Source organism: Halothiobacillus sp. DCM-1 (assembly GCF_045689735.1).
In the GTDB taxonomy this organism is placed as follows: Bacteria; Pseudomonadota; Gammaproteobacteria; order Halothiobacillales; family Halothiobacillaceae; genus Halothiobacillus.
The window spans coordinates 1284700-1302507 of sequence record NZ_CP142685.1 but is presented as its reverse complement, the minus strand read 5'-3'; the positions used below and the strand labels follow the sequence as shown (position 1 = coordinate 1302507).

Annotated in this window: 15 protein-coding genes; 13 read left to right on the top strand and 2 right to left on the bottom strand. The window is 57.0% G+C overall.

From position 1 onward, the window contains the following. Window positions 1-66 precede the first annotated feature (66 nt). From grpE to VOI35_RS06090, 12 genes are all read left to right on the top strand, one after another. Complete coding sequence (gene grpE / locus VOI35_RS06145) at window positions 67-585, top strand: nucleotide exchange factor GrpE (RefSeq protein WP_407275191.1); 519 nt, start codon at window positions 67-69, stop codon at window positions 583-585. 111 nt (window positions 586-696) lie between these two features. Continuing rightward, complete coding sequence (dnaK, locus tag VOI35_RS06140) at window positions 697-2607, top strand: molecular chaperone DnaK (protein ID WP_407275190.1); 1911 nt, start codon at window positions 697-699, stop codon at window positions 2605-2607. Between the two features lie 141 nt (window positions 2608-2748). Then, window positions 2749-3897, top strand: a complete 1149-nt coding sequence (dnaJ, locus tag VOI35_RS06135; RefSeq protein ID WP_407275189.1) for a molecular chaperone DnaJ — start codon at window positions 2749-2751, stop codon at window positions 3895-3897. Window positions 3898-3921: 24 nt separating this feature from the next. Beyond that, complete coding sequence (locus VOI35_RS06130) at window positions 3922-4449, top strand: hypothetical protein (RefSeq protein WP_407275188.1); 528 nt, start codon at window positions 3922-3924, stop codon at window positions 4447-4449. 157 nt (window positions 4450-4606) lie between these two features. Further along, window positions 4607-5107, top strand: coding sequence for a ribosome maturation factor RimP (gene rimP, locus VOI35_RS06125; protein ID WP_407275187.1), 501 nt, complete (start codon window positions 4607-4609; stop codon window positions 5105-5107). Between the two features lie 18 nt (window positions 5108-5125). Then, window positions 5126-6595 (top strand): transcription termination factor NusA, encoded by a 1470-nt coding sequence (gene nusA, locus VOI35_RS06120; protein WP_407275186.1) that lies wholly within the window; start codon window positions 5126-5128, stop codon window positions 6593-6595. Between the two features lie 41 nt (window positions 6596-6636). Continuing rightward, window positions 6637-9318: a translation initiation factor IF-2 gene (gene infB / locus VOI35_RS06115; protein WP_407275185.1), complete on the top strand. Its 2682-nt coding sequence runs from the start codon at window positions 6637-6639 to the stop codon at window positions 9316-9318. 16 nt (window positions 9319-9334) lie between these two features. Next, window positions 9335-9733, top strand: a complete 399-nt coding sequence (gene rbfA / locus VOI35_RS06110; protein ID WP_407275184.1) for a 30S ribosome-binding factor RbfA — start codon at window positions 9335-9337, stop codon at window positions 9731-9733. Continuing rightward, the gene (truB, locus tag VOI35_RS06105) at window positions 9730-10680 is read left to right on the top strand and encodes a tRNA pseudouridine(55) synthase TruB (RefSeq protein WP_407275183.1); all 951 of its coding nucleotides are present in this window, start codon (window positions 9730-9732) and stop codon (window positions 10678-10680) included. Before rbfA ends, truB begins: the two co-directional genes overlap by 4 nt. Window positions 10681-10776: 96 nt before the next feature. Continuing rightward, window positions 10777-11046 (top strand): 30S ribosomal protein S15, encoded by a 270-nt coding sequence (rpsO, locus tag VOI35_RS06100; RefSeq protein WP_407275182.1) that lies wholly within the window; start codon window positions 10777-10779, stop codon window positions 11044-11046. 148 nt (window positions 11047-11194) lie between these two features. Next, on the top strand, window positions 11195-13273 hold the full coding sequence (gene pnp / locus VOI35_RS06095; protein ID WP_407275181.1) for a polyribonucleotide nucleotidyltransferase: 2079 nt from the start codon (window positions 11195-11197) through the stop codon (window positions 13271-13273). 74 nt (window positions 13274-13347) lie between these two features. After that, on the top strand, window positions 13348-14565 hold the full coding sequence (locus VOI35_RS06090; RefSeq protein ID WP_407275180.1) for an EAL and HDOD domain-containing protein: 1218 nt from the start codon (window positions 13348-13350) through the stop codon (window positions 14563-14565). Window positions 14566-14744: 179 nt separating this feature from the next. On the opposite strand, the gene VOI35_RS06085 is transcribed toward VOI35_RS06090, so the two are convergent. Together VOI35_RS06085 and VOI35_RS06080 are read right to left on the bottom strand one after the other, a co-directional pair. Further along, the gene (locus VOI35_RS06085) at window positions 14745-15686 is read right to left on the bottom strand and encodes a DUF4268 domain-containing protein (RefSeq protein ID WP_407275179.1); all 942 of its coding nucleotides are present in this window, start codon (window positions 15684-15686) and stop codon (window positions 14745-14747) included. A 283-nt stretch (window positions 15687-15969) separates the two neighbouring features. Further along, the gene (locus VOI35_RS06080) at window positions 15970-16449 is read right to left on the bottom strand and encodes a Crp/Fnr family transcriptional regulator (RefSeq protein ID WP_407275178.1); all 480 of its coding nucleotides are present in this window, start codon (window positions 16447-16449) and stop codon (window positions 15970-15972) included. 411 nt (window positions 16450-16860) lie between these two features. On the opposite strand from VOI35_RS06080, the gene VOI35_RS06075 reads away from it, so the two are divergent. Next, a complete protein-coding gene (locus tag VOI35_RS06075; protein ID WP_407275177.1) occupies window positions 16861-17775 on the top strand; it encodes a DMT family transporter in 915 nt (304 codons plus the stop codon). The last annotated feature ends 33 nt before the right edge of the window (window positions 17776-17808 follow it).

The window sequence follows — 17808 nt, the reverse complement described above, 5'->3', positions numbered from 1 at the left end:
CATCATGGCCGTCGATGGTGGTCGATGGCTTGGCGTAACTGCATAATCTATTGAGAGGAATGAGCGATGTCAGAGCAAAATCAGCCCATGCAAGAGGAAACGCCGATCGAGGCCGCGGTGGAGAATTCGGAGGGAGTGGATACGGCTCAAGCTGATTTACTCGCGGAAAAAGAGCAGGAGATTCTGCGCTTGCACGCCGAGATGGAAAACCTGCGCAAACGGGCCGATCGCGATATCGAAAATGCCCGGAAATTCGCGCTGGAGCGGTTTGTCGATGGCCTGCTGCCGGTGATCGATTCGCTTGAGTTAGGCATTCAGGCTTGCGAACAAGCAGATACGCCCATCGAGAAGATTCGCGAAGGCAACCAGATGACACTCACTTTGTTTTTTCAGACGCTGGACAAATTCGGCGTACAGCCCGTGCATCCGCTGGGTGAAAAATTCAACCCCGATCACCATCAGGCGATTTCGGTGCAACCGCATGAGGGGCCGGCCGATCATGTGGTTGGGGTGATGCAGAAGGGCTACTTGCTCCGCGATCGTTTGGTTCGCCCGGCGTTGGTTGTGGTGTCAAAACCGGCTTGAGTTGCCCTTGAAATTCACGCGGGCGGCCACATACCCCTGAACAGATCGGCGATGTAGCGTCGCCGGACACAACTTAAGTTTTCCCGTTTTTCGTTTTTTGAGGAATCGGACATGGCAAAAATTATTGGTATTGATTTAGGCACCACCAACTCTTGTGTGGCCATTATGGAAGGCAAAACGGCCAAGGTGATTGAAAACGCCGAAGGCGCGCGCACGACCCCGTCCATCGTGGCGTATGCCAATGATGGTGAAATCATCGTGGGGCAACCGGCCAAACGCCAGGCGGTAACCAATCCGAAAAACACCCTGTATGCCGTCAAGCGCTTGATTGGCCGTCGGTTTGATGAGCAGGCGGTACAAAAAGACATCGAATTGATGCCTTACAAAATCGTCAAGGCTGACAATGGCGATGCCTGGGTTGAGGTGAATGGTAAAAAAATGGCACCGCCGGAAATTTCTGCGCGCGTGCTGATGAAAATCAAGAAAGATGTCGAGGCGTATCTCGGTGAGCCGGTGACCGAAGCGGTCATCACCGTGCCGGCTTATTTCAACGATTCCCAGCGTCAGGCCACCAAAGATGCCGGTCGCATCGCCGGTTTGGATGTCAAGCGGATCATCAACGAGCCGACCGCCGCCGCGTTGGCCTATGGCATTGACAAGGCTGATAACAAGGATCGCAAGATTGCCGTCTACGACCTGGGCGGGGGAACCTTCGATGTGTCCATCATCGAAGTGGCCAATATCGACGGCGAAAAACAGTTCGAGGTGCTTTCCACCAACGGCGACACCTTCTTGGGCGGTGAGGACTTTGATAACCGGTTGATCGACTTCCTCGTGGATGAATTCAAGAAAGAGCAAGGGGTGGATCTGCGGAATGATCCCCTGGCGATGCAGCGTGTCAAAGAAGCGGCGGAAAAAGCCAAGATCGAGCTCTCATCGACCGAGCAGACCGATGTCAACCTGCCGTATATCACGGCCGATGCGACCGGGCCTAAGCACCTGAATGTCAAAATCACGCGGGCGAAACTGGAAGCGCTGGTGGATGACCTGATTCAGCGCACCATCGCGCCCTGCAAAACTGCGATCAAGGATGCGGGTGTCTCCCTGAGCGACATCGACGAGGTGATCCTCGTGGGTGGTCAGACCCGCATGCCGAAAGTGCGCGAAGCGGTCAAAAACTTCTTCGGCAAAGAGCCGCGTAAGGATGTCAACCCGGATGAAGCTGTGGCCGTGGGCGCGGCGATTCAGGGGGGCGTGTTGTCTGGCAGCGTCGGCGATGTACTGCTGTTGGATGTGACCCCGCTGTCGCTCGGGATCGAAACCATGGGCGGCGTGATGACCAAGCTCATCGAGAAAAACACGACGATTCCGACCAAAGCGAGCCAGGTTTTCTCTACGGCGGATGACAACCAGACGGCGGTCACCGTGCATGTGCTCCAAGGTGAACGCGAGATGGCCTCGGGCAACAAGTCGCTGGGTCGCTTCGATTTGACCGATATTCCATCGGCGCCGCGCGGGATGCCGCAGATCGAGGTCACCTTCGATATCGATGCCAACGGTATCCTGAATGTGTCCGCCAAAGACAAAGGCACCGGCAAAGAACAGAAGATCGTCATCAAGGCCAACTCCGGTCTTTCCGATGCCGAAGTTCAGCGCATGGTGGACGACGCAGCCGCGCATGCAGAAGAAGATAAAAAACTGCGGGCATTGGTGGATGTGCGCAACCAGGGCGACAGCCTGATTCACACCGTCGAAAAAACCATCAAGGATGCAGGCGATGCTTTGACCGAGGCCGACAAGAAACCTTCGGTCGAGGCCATTGCGGCGCTGCGGGAAGCGATGAAAGGCGACGACAAAGCCAGCATCGAAGCCAAGATGACTGCATTGACCGAAGTTTCAACGGCGCTGATGCAGAAAGCTGCCAGTGGGGCAGGGGCATCCGGGGCACAACCGGGCGCTGCCGGCAAGGATGACGATGTCGTGGATGCCGAGTTCGAAGAAGTCAAAGACGATAAGAAATAAGCGGTTGTGAATCGCTGATTTATCGGTTGCCTGGCTCCGGGGAAATCCGGAGCTGGGATTGCTTCGAGTCCTTCGACCCCTGAACTGAACGCGGGTTTTTCAGTGCAGGAGGTTGACGGATTTTTTATTGATTGAGCTGTTATGTCTACGAAACGCTGTTATTACGAAGTCTTGGAAGTCGAGCGCACTGCATCGGGCGACGAACTCAAAAAAGCGTACCGACGACTTGCCATGCGATATCACCCGGATCGCAATCCGGATGATCCTTCTGCCGAGGAGAAATTCAAGGAAGCGAAAGAAGCCTTTGAAACCCTGTCGGATGCGCAGAAGCGTGCGGCTTACGATCAGTTTGGTCATGCCGGTGTCAACCCGAACATGAGCGGCGGCGGCGCCGGCTTTGGCGGTGCCGGTTTTGCCGATATTTTCGGTGAAGTGTTCGGGGATATTTTTGGCGGTGGCCGTGGTGGTGCTCGGGCGTATCGCGGGGCGGACATGCAGTACCACCTCAAGATCACGCTCGAAGAAGCGGTGCGCGGCACCACGGTCGAAATCAAAATTCCGACCACGGAGGAGTGTGGCGTTTGTCATGGCAGCGGGGCAAAACCCGGTACCGGCAAGAAGACCTGTGGTACTTGCAAAGGCGCCGGTGTGGTACGGGTGCAGCAGGGATTCTTTTCCATCCAGCAGCCGTGTCCGACCTGCGGGGGCAGTGGTGAAATCATCGAAGACCCGTGTACGGCCTGTCATGGCGCAGGTCGGGTAGAAACCCAGAAAACGCTGTCGATCAAAATTCCACCGGGCGTGGATACCGGCGATCGGCTGCGGCACAGTGGGGAGGGCGCGCCGGGGGAAAAAGGTGGTCCGGCGGGTGACTTGTATGTCTTGATCGAAGTGAAGCCCCACCCAATTTTTCAGCGCAACGATGCCGATTTGCTGTGCGACTTGCCCATCAGCTTTGTTACCGCGGCCTTGGGCGGCGAAATCGAAGTGCCGACGCTGGATGGCCGACTGTCGCTGAAGATTCCGTCAGAAACGCAGACAGGCAAGGTGTTCCGCTTGCGCGGCAAGGGCGTTGCGCCGGTTCGTGGCGGGGCGCCGGGGGACTTGATGGTGCGGGTTCATATTGAAACGCCCGTGAACCTGACCACGGAACAGCGCGAGTTGCTGCACGCTTTCGAGCGGTCATTGCTGGGCGAGCAGGGCGCGGAAATTGCCGAGCGGCATCGCCCCAAAGAGCGGGGTTGGCTTGATACGGTCAAGCGGTTCTGGGACGATCTGCGCGGCGAATGAAAGTTCAGCTCAACGGGAGATGGCATGAAAATCAATCAGTCAATCTGGGTCGTGGCGCTGTTCTGCGGCGTGATGGGCGGGGCAAATGCGGCGGACAGCCTGTATTCCATGAAGGCATTGATGGACGCCAAGGTGGTTGCGGCAGGCAATAGCGCCACCGTGGGTGAAGTGGAAAATGTCATCGTCGATCAAGGGATGACGATTGCCGGTTTGGTGATCGAGATGGATCACGGGGTTGGTGATGTTGGCGGTCGCTCGCTGTATGTCGAGCGGGGAAAATTCTGGGTGCAGACCGAGCGGGAGGGCTCGCTCGATAAAGTGCGCTATCTCGTGCACCTCAACGAGCCGATCAGTGAGGCACGCCAGTATCCGCAGGCGGATGAAACCTGGTGGCAATCTGCGAAAGGCGCGGCGGCGGCCGTCTGGCATAAAACCAAATCTACCGCAGGGAGCGCATGGGATGAAACCAAGGCTGTCACGGGACGCGCTCTGGATGCCACGAAAGATGCGACGAAAAATGTGCTCGATAGCATCCGCGAAAAAATGCAATGAATGATCTGATGCGCCGTGCAGGCATTGCAAGCACAGGCGTTTCCGGGGTATAGTTTGCGCCCCGAATTGAAACGCGACGGGATGCTCTGAGTGCTGAGTGTCTGTTGCAATAGAACAACGGGCCCCTTATGGGGCTTTTTTATTTTTAGGCGCTGGCATGCAGAAGATTCCTGAGTCAATCGAAGCCCTGTTGGCCCCCGTGGTGACTGCAGCCGGTTACCGTTGGGTGGGCGGTGAGTTTCGCGGCGGGCCGGATGGTTTGCTCCGCGTGTATATTGACCGTCCCGAAGGGATTACGCTGGATGACTGCACCGTGGTGAGTGATGCGGTGAGTGGCGTTCTGGATGTCGAAGACCCCTTCCCGGGATTTTACCGGCTGGAGGTTTCCTCGCCGGGGCTGGAGCGGCCGTTATTCCGTGCGACAGATTTTGCGGAGTTCGTGGGGCGCGTGGCGCGGGTGCGATTGCGTCGGCCGATACAGCAGCGTCGCCGGATCGAGGGGGAGATCCTCGGTGTTGAGGGCGAGCAGATTCGCATGCAGATTGCGGCAGAAGGGATTGAAATTGCCTTCGCCTATGAGGAAGTGGAACGGGCAAATCTCGTTTTTGATTTTGGTGACGCCAAACGCGACCGTCCTGCGCGGCGCGCGTCGAATTGATGCCAGGAATGTGCTGATATGAGTAAAGAGATTCTTTTTGTAGCCGATGCGGTTTCGAATGAAAAAGGCGTAAACCGTGCTGAGATTTTCGAAGCCATCGAGGCCGCGTTGGCTCAGGCTGCGCGCAAACGCCACGGCGGCGACATCGATACGCGGGTGGAAATCAACCGGGATACCGGGGATTACCGCACCTTCCGTCGCTGGTTGGTGGTTGAGGGGGAGTCTTCCGAGCATCCCGAGCGCGAAATGATTCTGGAGGCCGCCCGCCTCGATGAGCCGACAATTCAGCCGGGTGATTATGTAGAAGAAGAAATCGAGTCGGTCGAGTTTGGCCGCATCGCTGCCCAGGCCGCCAAACAGGTCATCGTGCAAAAGGTGCGCGAGGCTGAACGCCGCCAGGTGGTCGATCAATATATCGATCGCAAGGGCAGTTTGATCATGGGTCTGATCAAACGAATCGACCGGGGCAATGTGATTCTCGACCTCGGCGGCAACATCGAGGCGCTGGTGCCGCGCGAGCACATGATTGGCCGCGAGGCAGTGCGTCCGGGTGATCGTCTGCGCGGCTACCTGTTCGATGTGCGGCATGAACCGCGTGGCCCGCAACTGTTCGTCAGCCGAACCATGCCGGAATTTTTGATCGAGCTGTTCAAGCTCGAAGTGCCGGAAATCGATCAGGGCTTGATTGAAATCAAGGGCGCGGCGCGGGATCCGGGGCTGCGAGCCAAAATCGCCGTGCACACCCGCGATGGGCGCATCGATCCCGTGGGCACCTGTGTCGGCATGCGGGGCTCCCGCGTGCAATCCGTGACCAACGAGCTGAGCGGTGAGCGGGTGGACATCATCATTTGGGATGCTAATCCGGCACAGTTTGTCATCAATGCGATGTCACCGGCCGAAGTCGTCTCGATCGTCGTGGATGAAGACCGGCACAGCATGGATGTCGCGGTCACCGAAGAAAAACTCTCGCAGGCGATTGGTCGGGGCGGGCAAAATGTCCGTTTGGCGAGCCAGCTGACCGGTTGGCACCTGAATGTTATGGGCGAGGACGAGGCCACCGCGAAAGGTGAGCGCGAGGCCCGCCGCGCCATCGAGGAATTCATGCGGCAACTCGATGTGGATGAAGATGTGGCGACGGTGTTGGTGGAAGCGGGTTTCTCCTCGCTGGAGGAAATCGCCTATGTCCCCGTTGCGGAATTGCTTGATGTGGACGGTTTTGATGAGTCAATCGTTGACGAGCTGCGTAATCGCGCGCAGGACGCGCTGTTGGCTCAGGCGATTTCGGGCGACGAGCCTGCGACTGAATTGACGCTCGAAGGGTTGGATGGCATGACCGATTCCCTGCTGACCGCCTTGCAAGCCGCTGGAATCACCACCACGGACGATCTGGCAGAGCTTTCGATTGACGAACTGATGGCCTTTGAGGGCGTGGACGAAGCCTTGGCTCATTCGCTCATCATGGCCGCGCGTGCGCCCTGGTTTGCCTAAACGCCACCCTTTTTTGAATTGATGAGACCACAGGAGAGAGCATGTCCGAGGTCACGGTAAAAGAACTCGCTGAATCCGTAAAAACGACGCCCGAGCGGTTGTTGGTTCAGCTGGCCGAGGCGGGCATTTCTGCCCACTCGGTGGATGCGGTCATCAGCGATGCTGATAAAATGAAGTTGTTGGCCTATTTGCGTCAATCGGCGGCTGGTAGTGCAGGCGAAAAAACCACCAAGATCACTTTGCAACGCAAAAAGCAGGAAGAGATCAAGGTGGGTGGCGGCAGCGCCACGCGCGGTAAAACCGTAGCGGTGGAATATCGAACCCGGAAAACCTATGTGGCGCGTGAAGTGCCGCCAGCGACGACCGCTGTCGTGTCGCCTGCGGAAAAGTCTCCGATAACAGGAAAACCGACCCCCGACCTGCATGACATCGAAGTGCCTTCAACCCCGGTGGTTGCCCCGGTCGAGGCGACAGCGACACCGGTTGATTCGGTGCGTGACGACACTGTGCCGGTGGCAGCGGAGCCGATCACCGCAGACCATGTCGAACGGGTTGAGTTGGTCGAATCGGCTGAACCGACGGTAGAGGTTGCCGAGGACGCTACAGTCGCCGAGGCATCCCCCGCTGAAGTGAGTGAGCGTGCCAAGCCACGCCTCCGGATTATTGCGATGCCGTCGGATGCGCCCGGTGTTGCGCCCAAGCCGCGCACCGCGCCGTCGGCGGGCGCGAAGCCAGCGATCCGAACAGCGGCACCGGTGGATAGTGCAGACGATGCGGAGCGAAAAAAAGGCGCGAAGCACGGTGGCAAAGGGCGGCATGAGCGTGAAGAAAAAGCGAACCGGGCTGAATTACATTTGGGCGCTGGCGCAGAAGAGCGGCGCGCGCGTCGGGCAAAAAAACCGGCGTCACGACAAGTAGGCTCAGCCAATCGCCAGCAGGTTTCGAATTTTGAAAAGCCCACGGCGCCGGTCGTGCGCGAGGTGGTGGTGCCGGAAACTATTTCCGTCTCGGATCTGGCCTTGAAAATGTCGGTCAAGGGGATCGATGTCGTTAAAACCCTGTTTGGCATGGGCGTGATGGCGACGATCAACCAGATGCTGGATCAAGACACTGCCTTGCTGGTGGTTGAAGAAATGGGGCACACCGGCATCGGGCAGAGTGATGACTCATTGGAAACCGAGTTGCTTGCCGCCATCGAACAGGGCGTGGCGAAACCACGGCCGCCGGTCGTGACCGTCATGGGGCATGTCGATCACGGCAAGACCTCGCTACTGGACTATATCCGCCGCGCCAAGGTGGCGTCGGGGGAAGCGGGGGGGATCACCCAGCACATCGGTGCCTATCATGTGCAAACCGATCGCGGGGTTATCAGCTTTCTGGATACACCGGGTCACGCGGCGTTCACCGCCATGCGGGCGCGGGGTGCCAGCGTCACGGATATCGTGATTTTGGTCGTTGCGGCCGACGACGGTGTGATGCCGCAAACCAAAGAGGCTGTTCAGCATGCGCGCGCAGCGGGCGTCCCCCTCGTGGTCGCCATCAACAAAATTGACAAGCCCAACATTGATTTGGAGCGCGTGCGTAGTGAACTGTCCCAGCTCGAAGTCATTTCCGAGGAGTGGGGCGGCGATACGCAGTTTGTCCCGGTTTCCGCTAAGACGGGACAGGGCATCGACGCGCTCTTGGATGCGGTGCTGATTCAGGCGGAGCTGCTGGAACTCAAGGCGCCCGTTGAGGGGCATGCCAAAGGCAACGTTGTTGAATCCTCTCTGGAGAAAGGACGGGGGCCGGTGGCGACGATCCTGGTGCGCAGCGGCACGCTCAATAAAGGCGATGTGGTGCTGGTCGGTTCAGAGTTTGGCCGGGTGCGTGCCCTGCTGGATGAAAATGGCAATCCCATCGAATCGGCCGGCCCATCGATCCCGGCTGTCATTATTGGTTTGTCGGGGACACCTCAGGCCGGTGACGATCTTGTCGTGGTGGAAGATGAGCGGAAGGCGCGTGAAATCGCCCTGTTCCGCGCCGGCAAATTCCGCGATACCCGTTTGGCCAGTCAGCAGTCGACCAAGCTGGAAAATCTGTTTGAACAGATGAAAGAAGGCGAAGTTGCCACGCTGAATGTGCTGGTCAAGGCCGATGTGCAGGGCTCGGCGGAAGCGATTCGTGACAGCCTGCTCAAGCTCTCGACCGATGAAGTGCGCGTCAATGTGCTGATGAGCGCGGTCGGTGGAATCAGCGAATCGGATGTCAATCTCGCGGCCACCTCGAATGCGATCATGATCGGCTTCAATGTGCGCGCGGAAGCCTCTGCCCGCAAGCTGGCGCAGGCACAAAACATCGAAATTCGTTATTACAGCATCATCTACGAAATGATTGACGATGTGAAACAGGCGATGTCTGGCCTGTTGGGCATGGAAACCCAGGAGAAAATCGTCGGACTGGCCGAGGTGCGCGATGTTTTCCGTTCGCCGAAATTTGGCGCAATTGCCGGTTCGATGGTGACGGAAGGGGTCATCCGGCGAGGCAATCCCATCCGGGTGCTGCGTGAAAATGTGGTCATTTACGAGGGCGAACTCGAATCGCTGCGTCGGTTTAAAGACGATGTGCAGGAGGTTCGAGCGGGCTTCGATTGCGGGATTGGCGTCAAAAACTACAACGATGTGCGCGTGGGGGATGTGATCGAAGTATTCGAGCGCGTCGAAGTTCAGCGCACCCTCGACTGACGAGTGGAGATTGCGCATGGCGCAGGGCTATGGCCGTCATCAACGGGTGGCGGAGCAGATTCAACGTGAAATCGCCGAGTTGCTGCGCGATGGGGTGCGGCAGGCTGGTTTGAGCCTGCTCACCGTGACCGATTGCGAAGTCACCCGTGATTTGAGTTATGCCAAGGTGTTTTACAGCGTGCTGAGTGCCGCCGATCGGGAACGGGCGCAGGCGTGGCTGGACGCTTCGGCGGGCGGGTTACGCACCGAGCTGGCGCATCGGTTGCGCCTGCGCAGTGTGCCGAAGCTCAGCTTCCACTTTGATGAATCCATCGAGCGGGGGATGCAGATGGATGCGCTGATTGCCGCCGTACGACGGCATGAGTCGGGGGGCGAAGTGGATGGCGCGACTGAGGGCGATGGAGGTGGTGAATGAGCCGTCGTCGTCGCGGTTTGGAGATCAATGGCATTCTCTTGCTCGATAAACCCTTGGGATTGAGTTCCAATCAGGCTTTACAGCGGGTCAAACGGCTGTTCAACGCCGCCAAGGCCGGGCATACGGGAAGTCTCGATCCAGCCGCCACGGGCATGCTGCCCTTGTGTTTTGGTCAGGCGACCAAAGTGTCTGGCTTATTGCTCGATGCCGATAAGGTGTACCGTGTGACCGGACGACTGGGGGTGCGGACAGAAACGGGCGACCGAGAAGGCGCCGTGATCGACGAGCGTCCGGTTCCGGTCTTGAGCGAAGCGGAACTGGACACGGTGATTGCGCGTTTTCGCGGGCTGGTGACACAGATTCCGCCGATGTATTCCGCCCTGAAAGTTGATGGCAAGCGGTTATATGATCTGGCGCGCGCCGGCGAAACCGTTGAGCGCAAACCCCGCCCCATCCATTTTTATCGCATTGATCTGACCCGTTTCGATGGGCAGACTTTTGATCTTCTGGTGCATTCGAGTAAGGGGGCGTACATCCGTACCCTGATCGAAGACATCGGCGAAGCGATTGGTTGTGGCGCGGTGGTCGAATCCTTGCGGCGGGTTGGTGTGGGGCATTGGCTCGCACCGGAAGCGGAGGGCACGATTGCCGACCTTGCGGCCGAACGGCTTTGGACGATTGAAGAATTAACGGCGCTGGCCGATTCTGGCGAGGAAAATCCCTGGGATCGTGCTATTCTGCCGACCGATTCTGCATTGTCCGGCTATCCAGTGGTTGCACTGGATGAAGAGAGTGCGTATCACATTCGCCACGGTCATCCCGTGTTTGTGGCCAAGGCGCCGCAATCGGGTTGGTTTCGTTTGTATGATCCGGCACGCCGCTTCCTGGGGATGGGGGAGTGTCTGGACGACGGGCGAGTGGCACCGCGACGCTTGTTTGCGTCGTGATGAGATCGGGGTTCCGGTCACCCATCGAGGCGGGCGTGGACGGCTCAATTCTGATGGTTTTTATTGTAAATTTCCCCAGGTGTTTGGAGAAAATCCATGTCTTTGACAACTGAAACCAAGGCTCAGATTCTGGCCGACTACAGCCGCGGCGCCAATGATACCGGTTCACCGGAAGTTCAGGTCGCGCTGCTGACCAATCGCATTGTGCATTTGACCGAGCATTTCGCGACGCACAAAAATGACCATCATTCCCGTCGGGGTCTGCTCAAGCTGGTAAACCAACGCCGCAAGCTGCTGGATTACCTGAAATCCAAAGATCTGTCCCGTTATCAGGCGTTGATTGGCCGTTTGGGGCTGCGTAAATAAGACCGGACGGTCGAGCGCACCCGGATGGATGGCGCTCAAACAGTAATACCTTGTCGAATCCCGGTCTTGTGCCGGGATTGTTTTTTTAACCCGCTCTGGTGTCAGGTTCATTCGGCCAGGCGGTAATTGATTGCAAAGAGAGGATGTCGTGGCTGTGGTAACAGAACGCTTTGACTATGGCCGTTGGCCGGTGAGTTTGACGACGGGGGAAATCGCCCGGCAAGCGAGCGGCGCAGTCATGGTTCAGATGGGGGATACCGTCGTGCTGGTCACCGCCGTCGTCGCATCCCAGCCTGAGCCCGGCCAAGATTTTTTGCCGCTCACGGTCGAATATCAGGAAAAATTTTATGCGGCCGGCCGGATTCCCGGCGGATTTATGAAGCGGGAGGGGCGTTCGACCGAGAATGAAACGCTGATCGCCCGATTGATCGATCGTCCGTTGCGCCCCCTATTTCCCGACGGGTTCTTTAACGAAGTGCAGGTGATTGCCCAAGTGCTGTCGCTCGATCCGGAGGTCGAGGCCGATGTGCCCGCCATGCTGGGGGCATCGGCGGCGCTGGCCTTGGCCGGATTGCCGTTTTCGGTTGCCTTGGGTGCCGCGCGGGTGGGTTATATCGACGAACAATTTGTGCTCAACCCTGCCCGTTCTGCAATGGCGAATTCGCGGTTGGATCTGGTGGTGGCGGGTACGGCGGATGCGGTGCTGATGGTCGAATCGGAAGCAGCATGTTTGCCGGAAGCGGTGATGCTTGATGCCGTGATGTTCGGTCATAACGCGGCGCGCGCGGCGGTGGCTGCGATCGAGCGCCTGGCACAGGCGGCGGGGCGACCGACGATGGCATGGACGCCCCCGGTACCGAATGCGGTCGTTACGGATCAGATTCTTGCGCGCTGGGGCGCAGCGGTCGAGGCGGCGTATCAGCAAGCAGACAAGCAGCAGCGTTATGAACGATTGTCTGCGTTGCGGGATGAAGCCGTTGCCTTTTTCGCCGAGGATTCTTCAGTCTCCGCCAAAGAGATTCTGGCGCTGTTCGGGCAGATCGAATCTCAGATTGTGCGTCGTCGGGTACTCGATGGCGTCCCCCGGATCGATGGGCGTGATGTGCATACCGTGCGGCCGATTACGATTCGCACGGGTGTGTTGCCGCGTGTGCATGGTTCGGCGTTGTTTACCCGGGGCGAAACGCAAGCGCTGGTGATCACGACGCTCGGTTCGGCGCGCGATGCCCAGCTGATCGACGCGGTCGTGGGGGAATACAAGGACAGCTTCATTTTTCACTATAACTTCCCGCCCTTCAGCGTGGGCGAGATCGGTCGGTTTGGCGCACCGAAGCGCCGTGAAATCGGTCATGGCAATTTGGCGCGGCGCGGCGTGAAGGCAGTTCTGCCAAAGCCGGAAGATTCGCCTTACACACTGCGGGTTGTGTCGGAAATTACCGAATCCAACGGATCGAGCTCGATGGCCAGCGTCTGCGGGGCGTCGTTATCGATGATGGATGCGGGTGTCGCCTTGACGGCGCCGGTTGCCGGCATTGCCATGGGCTTGATCAAGGAAGGGGATCGCTTTGTCGTGCTGACCGATATTCTGGGCGACGAGGATCATCTGGGCGATATGGATTTCAAGGTCGCCGGTACGGCAGAGGGCGTGACCGCGCTGCAAATGGACATCAAAATTCAGGGGATCACCCGGGAGATCATGGCGCAGGCACTGGCACAGGCGCGAACTGGCCGTTTGCACATTTTGTCGTTGATGCAGGCCGCGCTGCCCGCGCCGCGCGCAACGCCGTCCGCGAATGCGCCCCAATTCATCCGCTTCAAAATTAACCCGGAAAAGATTCGGGAAGTGATTGGCAAGGGTGGGGCGACGATTCAGGGGATTACTCGGGACACCGGCACCCAGATCGATCTCAGTGACGAGGGGCAGGTCACCATTACGGCACCCTCTGGGGAAGCCGGTGCGGAAGCACGGCGTCGAGTCGAGGCGATTGCGATTGATCCCGAAGTGGGCAAGGTCTATGAAGGCAAAGTCGTGCGGATCGTGGATTTTGGCGCCTTCGTGAATATCCTGCCGGGTCGGGATGGGCTAGTGCATATTTCCCAGATCAGCGATGAGCGCATCGAGCGCGTTGCCGATGTGCTCCACGAAGGGGATACCGTGCGGGTCGTCTTGCTGGAGCTCGATAAACAGGGGCGGATGCGGTTATCCATGAAGGGGCTTCCGGAATAATCAGCCGCATTCGCAGGATCCAGCGGCTTGGGTTATCTTAACGGGTAAGAAGCAGGCAACGACGGGTTGAGTATATGCAGACGACACCGGGATTGATTCAGCATATTCGGTTGGCGCGGCAGCCAATCGTTGATCGAGATTTGGTCACGATGGGCTACGAACTGCTCTACCGTGCGCAGGATGTCGATCAGGTCGCCCGTATCAGCAATTCGAATCAGGCCACGGCTTCCGTGGTCATTAATGCTTTGACGGAAATCGGCCTGGATATCCTGGTGGGAACCCAGCAGGCCTTTGTCAATGTGCCGCTCAAACTTCTGTTCAACGAAGTGCTCAAAGGCATCTCTTCCCGCCAGTTGGTGCTCGAAATTCTTGAAACGGTGGAGTGTAACGAGTCCACGGCGGGCGCCATGAATGCGCTCAAGGCGTCCGGTTTCCGCTTGGCGCTCGATGATTTTCCTGCGGATGATTTGAGCCTCCCCTGCGTCGCGGCTGCCCATTATGTGAAGCTGGATGTGCTCAGTGAAGGGGCGGAGAAAATCGCGCAGACGGTTGAAAAAGCCCATGCCGCCGGCCTGAAAGTGGTGGCTGAAAAGGTCGAGGAATGGTCGGATTTTGAACTGCTGAAAGCAGCCGGCGTGGATTTCTTCCAAGGGCATTTTTATGCACGCCCGGAAATGATCATTCGTCAATCCATCCGCGCGAACAAAGCGAACCTGCTGAGCCTGCTGATCCTGCTGCAAGACGAAAATGTCGCCATGGATGCGGTCACCGAAAAAATCAACACCGACCTCGCGTTGACCTACCGCCTGCTGCGTCTGGTGAACTCAGCCGCCATCGGCATGCGTCGTAAGGTCGAGTCTGTGGCCGATGCGGTGCGTATGCTCGGCCTGAATACGATCCGTAGTATGGTGTATCTCTCCGCACTGACGGGGGTGGACGGCAAACCGCCGGCACTCATCAAAACCGCCATGATTCGCGCGCGCTTCGCGGAATTGCTGGCGAAGAAAACCGGGATGGCCAGCCCCCCGTCCGCGTTTATGGTGGGGCTATTTTCCACCCTGGATGCGTTTTATGACCAACCGATCCGACAAATCGTCGACGAATTGCCGCTTTCGGACAGCATCGCCAGCGCCTTGGTCAGCCGGGAAGGCTCCTTGGGGGAAATTCTGGAATATGTGATTTTTTACGAGCGCGGCGTCTGGCTAGAAGGCGACGAAGTGACGGAACAGCTCAATGCCGTAGCGCCACAGTTGTATGTCGAGGCGGTCAACTGGGCGGAGCAGATGAATTGATCGCGTGAATCTACCCAGAAAAGCCAATGAGGCAAGCGGCTCTCATGGCCGCGTAAACCCTACTTTTGGGCTCCGCTAAAAATTGGGGGTACCCACCTGATGTTCTCCTGTTCATCGGTGAGGCTAACTTAAAAGTAAGGGGCGTGCCGCTTTTTGGTGCGTCCCGCCTGACCGCCATGTTAGCTTTGACTTTGTAGTGGCCATGGTTTTGAAAAAACGCTCTTGAATTTATTGGATGTTTGTACAAGCCAAGTAAATGCTTCCTCGCGCTGCTGGCTTGCGAAATCGAACTCGTGAAATGCTCTGATGCGGCTCGCCTTTTTATCGGGTAACTCTTGCCAAGATAGATCATCAATTTCCAAAGCTTTTTCTATGGCTTCTTTATTGGAATAAAAAGCTTTGAAGAGCTCTTTTGAGTTCGGGATATATATCTCGCAACCTACCTGGTTTTCCGCAGTCAGGGTTGTCAATGTGACATGACAATCGGAGCGGCCAATAGCAACGTCGTACCAATGTTGGGCACGAGGTGTGCGCAGTTTTAGTGGGGGTTTGCTTGCAGCTGCGAAATCACGGAGCTGTTGCCAAAACTCAAGCTGAAGTAATTTGGTGTCCGATAGTTCCGACTGGTCATGAACAGAGCCGCGGACAGACTTTGTCCAATCGTTCGGGCGGGAGATGATAACAAATTTGGGTGCTGGATCAGATGAGCCAATTTGCCAAAGTTCAATACGAACCAAGAAAAAGTTTAACTTCTCATCGGTATGCTCGTTCAGCCAATCCACCGCCTGTTTGTGCTCATCTCTGACATCCTTAACGATCCAGACGATGTATTCGGCCTCTATGCCAGCAGCGTAGGTGAGAATCTGTCCAAGGTGACTGTGGTCGGTTGTTTCAAGCTGATTTTCAATGACAATCTTGCGTCCCGTAGTTTCTTCCTGCGCAAGAATATCAGCACTGAAACGACCTACGCCAGCCTCAGTTTGAATAAGCTCAATATCAAGACCGATTTCGTCCCCTAGGTCATCGAGATTTTCTGGTTCGGCAAGCCAGCGCGTGAAATCTAAAGCCTCATGTTTCCAGTACTCGCGCAAATCAATCTTTTTGAGTTTTCCGAGCTTCATTGGCATCCCTAGAAAAAGCTAACATTAAGTAGAGACTGAAACAGATGTATATTCACAATGCCGAAAGGTGGATAACATGGCCTATTATTCCTAATAAATTGATATTTATAGTTTAGTCCCTTAATGGAAGCTTTCCACATTGAATCCAAACACACCTGTGATCCATCCGCCCAAACTGCTCGCCCATGTGCGAGTCAGGACTGGGAGAAGCAGTGCAGCTTCCGCGCACGGAAGCGCAATAGCTCTGAAGTGAGCGCAGGCGATGAAGCCTTTTCGAGGTGCCTTAATAACGCCCACAACCCTGATTGATATATTGCAGCATCTGCTGGTGTTGCTGAGACATGCGGCGGGTGATTTCCCGGATGCTATAAACAATCGCCCGCATGACCTTATAGACGATGATGGGGTGGTCGATCAGCATGGCTTCAAATTGTGCCCGTTCAATCGTCAGCACCGTGGCGTCGCCCACTGCGCGCAGGGTGGCGCTGTGTGGTGAACCATCCAGAAAACCGGACTCGCCCGCGAGTTCGCCCGGTGCCAACAGATGCACCGTGTCACTAAACCCGCGCCCGGTGTCCCGGCTGACCGCAAAACGGCCTTCAGTGACCACGAACAAGGCATCGCTGCGGGTGCCTTGCGCAAACAAGAGCTGACCATTCGCGATAGATTTCGTACCACAAATCCCGGCCAGAATTTGGCACTGCTCTGGACTGAGTTCTCGCCCAAGAATGGTGTTTTGTAGATCGTGGCCTTGGATGGTCATGAGGGCGTCTCGTCAATCAACCTGAAAAATTTTAGTGATTGTGCGGTAAGAGCCGTCAGACAGGCAAGCTTTGCACTATTGTGTTGCCTGAGTTTGTTCGTTTCTCGATGGTTTCGTGATGCACGGTAGGTTGGTTCTGCCGGAGGGCGGTGATCCGACGGTTCCATTGGTTTTTTATACCGATCTATTCTATGGGCATCCCGCGCAGCCTGATTTCGTTGGGTGAGGCCAAGTGATTTTTCGGCGTGGGTCTCGGGCGCATAGGGAAACGCCATTCAACGCATTTTATCGTTGTCGCGGGGGACAGCATGTCCCGAATAGGTAGAGCGGATTGGCTCTGCGTTTTTATATAAATCATTTGGTTAGCCAAGTGCCGATTGTATGGGGATGGGTTAACCCCAGGAGTAGTCAATGCGCGTGTTTGGGGTATATGGTCTTTTGTTGTTGGCGACGGTTTTTTGGGGGCTGAATTTCGTACTGGCGGGATTTGTGCTGACCGATTTTTCCCCCACCGGTTCGGCTGCCTGGCGTTTTGGCGGCGCGGCGGTCATTTTGCTGGTCTGGGTCGTGATGATGCCGGCAACCCCGCGGCTTTGGCTGGTGCTGCGATCGAACGCTTGGCGTTATCTATTGCTCGGGATCATTGGGATCAGTGGCTTTAACCTGCTGTTTTTTGAAGCCATGCGTACGGCCTCGGCAGATACCGCAGCATTGATTATGGCGACGAATCCACTGCTCACGACTTTTCTAGCCTGGATGGTTTTAGGTGAACATCCCGGTTGGCAACGGTTACTGGCCTTGCCGGTTGCCTTGGCGGGGGTGCTGGTGGTCATCACCGAGGGGCATTTGGGGCGTTTGTTTACACTCTCTCTGGTTCCTGGGGATGCCCTGATGCTGGCAGCCGATGTGTGCTGGGCTTTTTATAATGTCCTGACCCGGTTGCTGATGCCGAAATCCGTCTCTGCGCCGGTGAATACGGCGTTTGTCGTGACGGCTGGCGCGCTCGTGCTCTTGGGTGTCGCGGCCATGAGCTCGCCCGTCCCGGTCAATCTGTCACCCACGGCAGGCTGGGCGATGATCGTGATGATCGTGTTTGGTACCGTATTGGCTTATCTGTTTTGGAATACTGGCATTGCCGCGCTCGGCGCGGGGCGTACGGCATTATTCATGAACCTCGTGCCTGTGTTTGCCATGCTGTCGGCCATGGGTTTTGGTCAGATGCCCACCCCTGGGCAGTGGCTCGGCGGGGCGATTGTGTTTGCCGGGCTGTTGCTTAGTGTCCTGCCAGATTGGCGCGTAGACAAAGGCTTGCGTTCATCGGTGTGAGCGCGCAGACCGCGTGAGCCGGGTTGTTCGGAT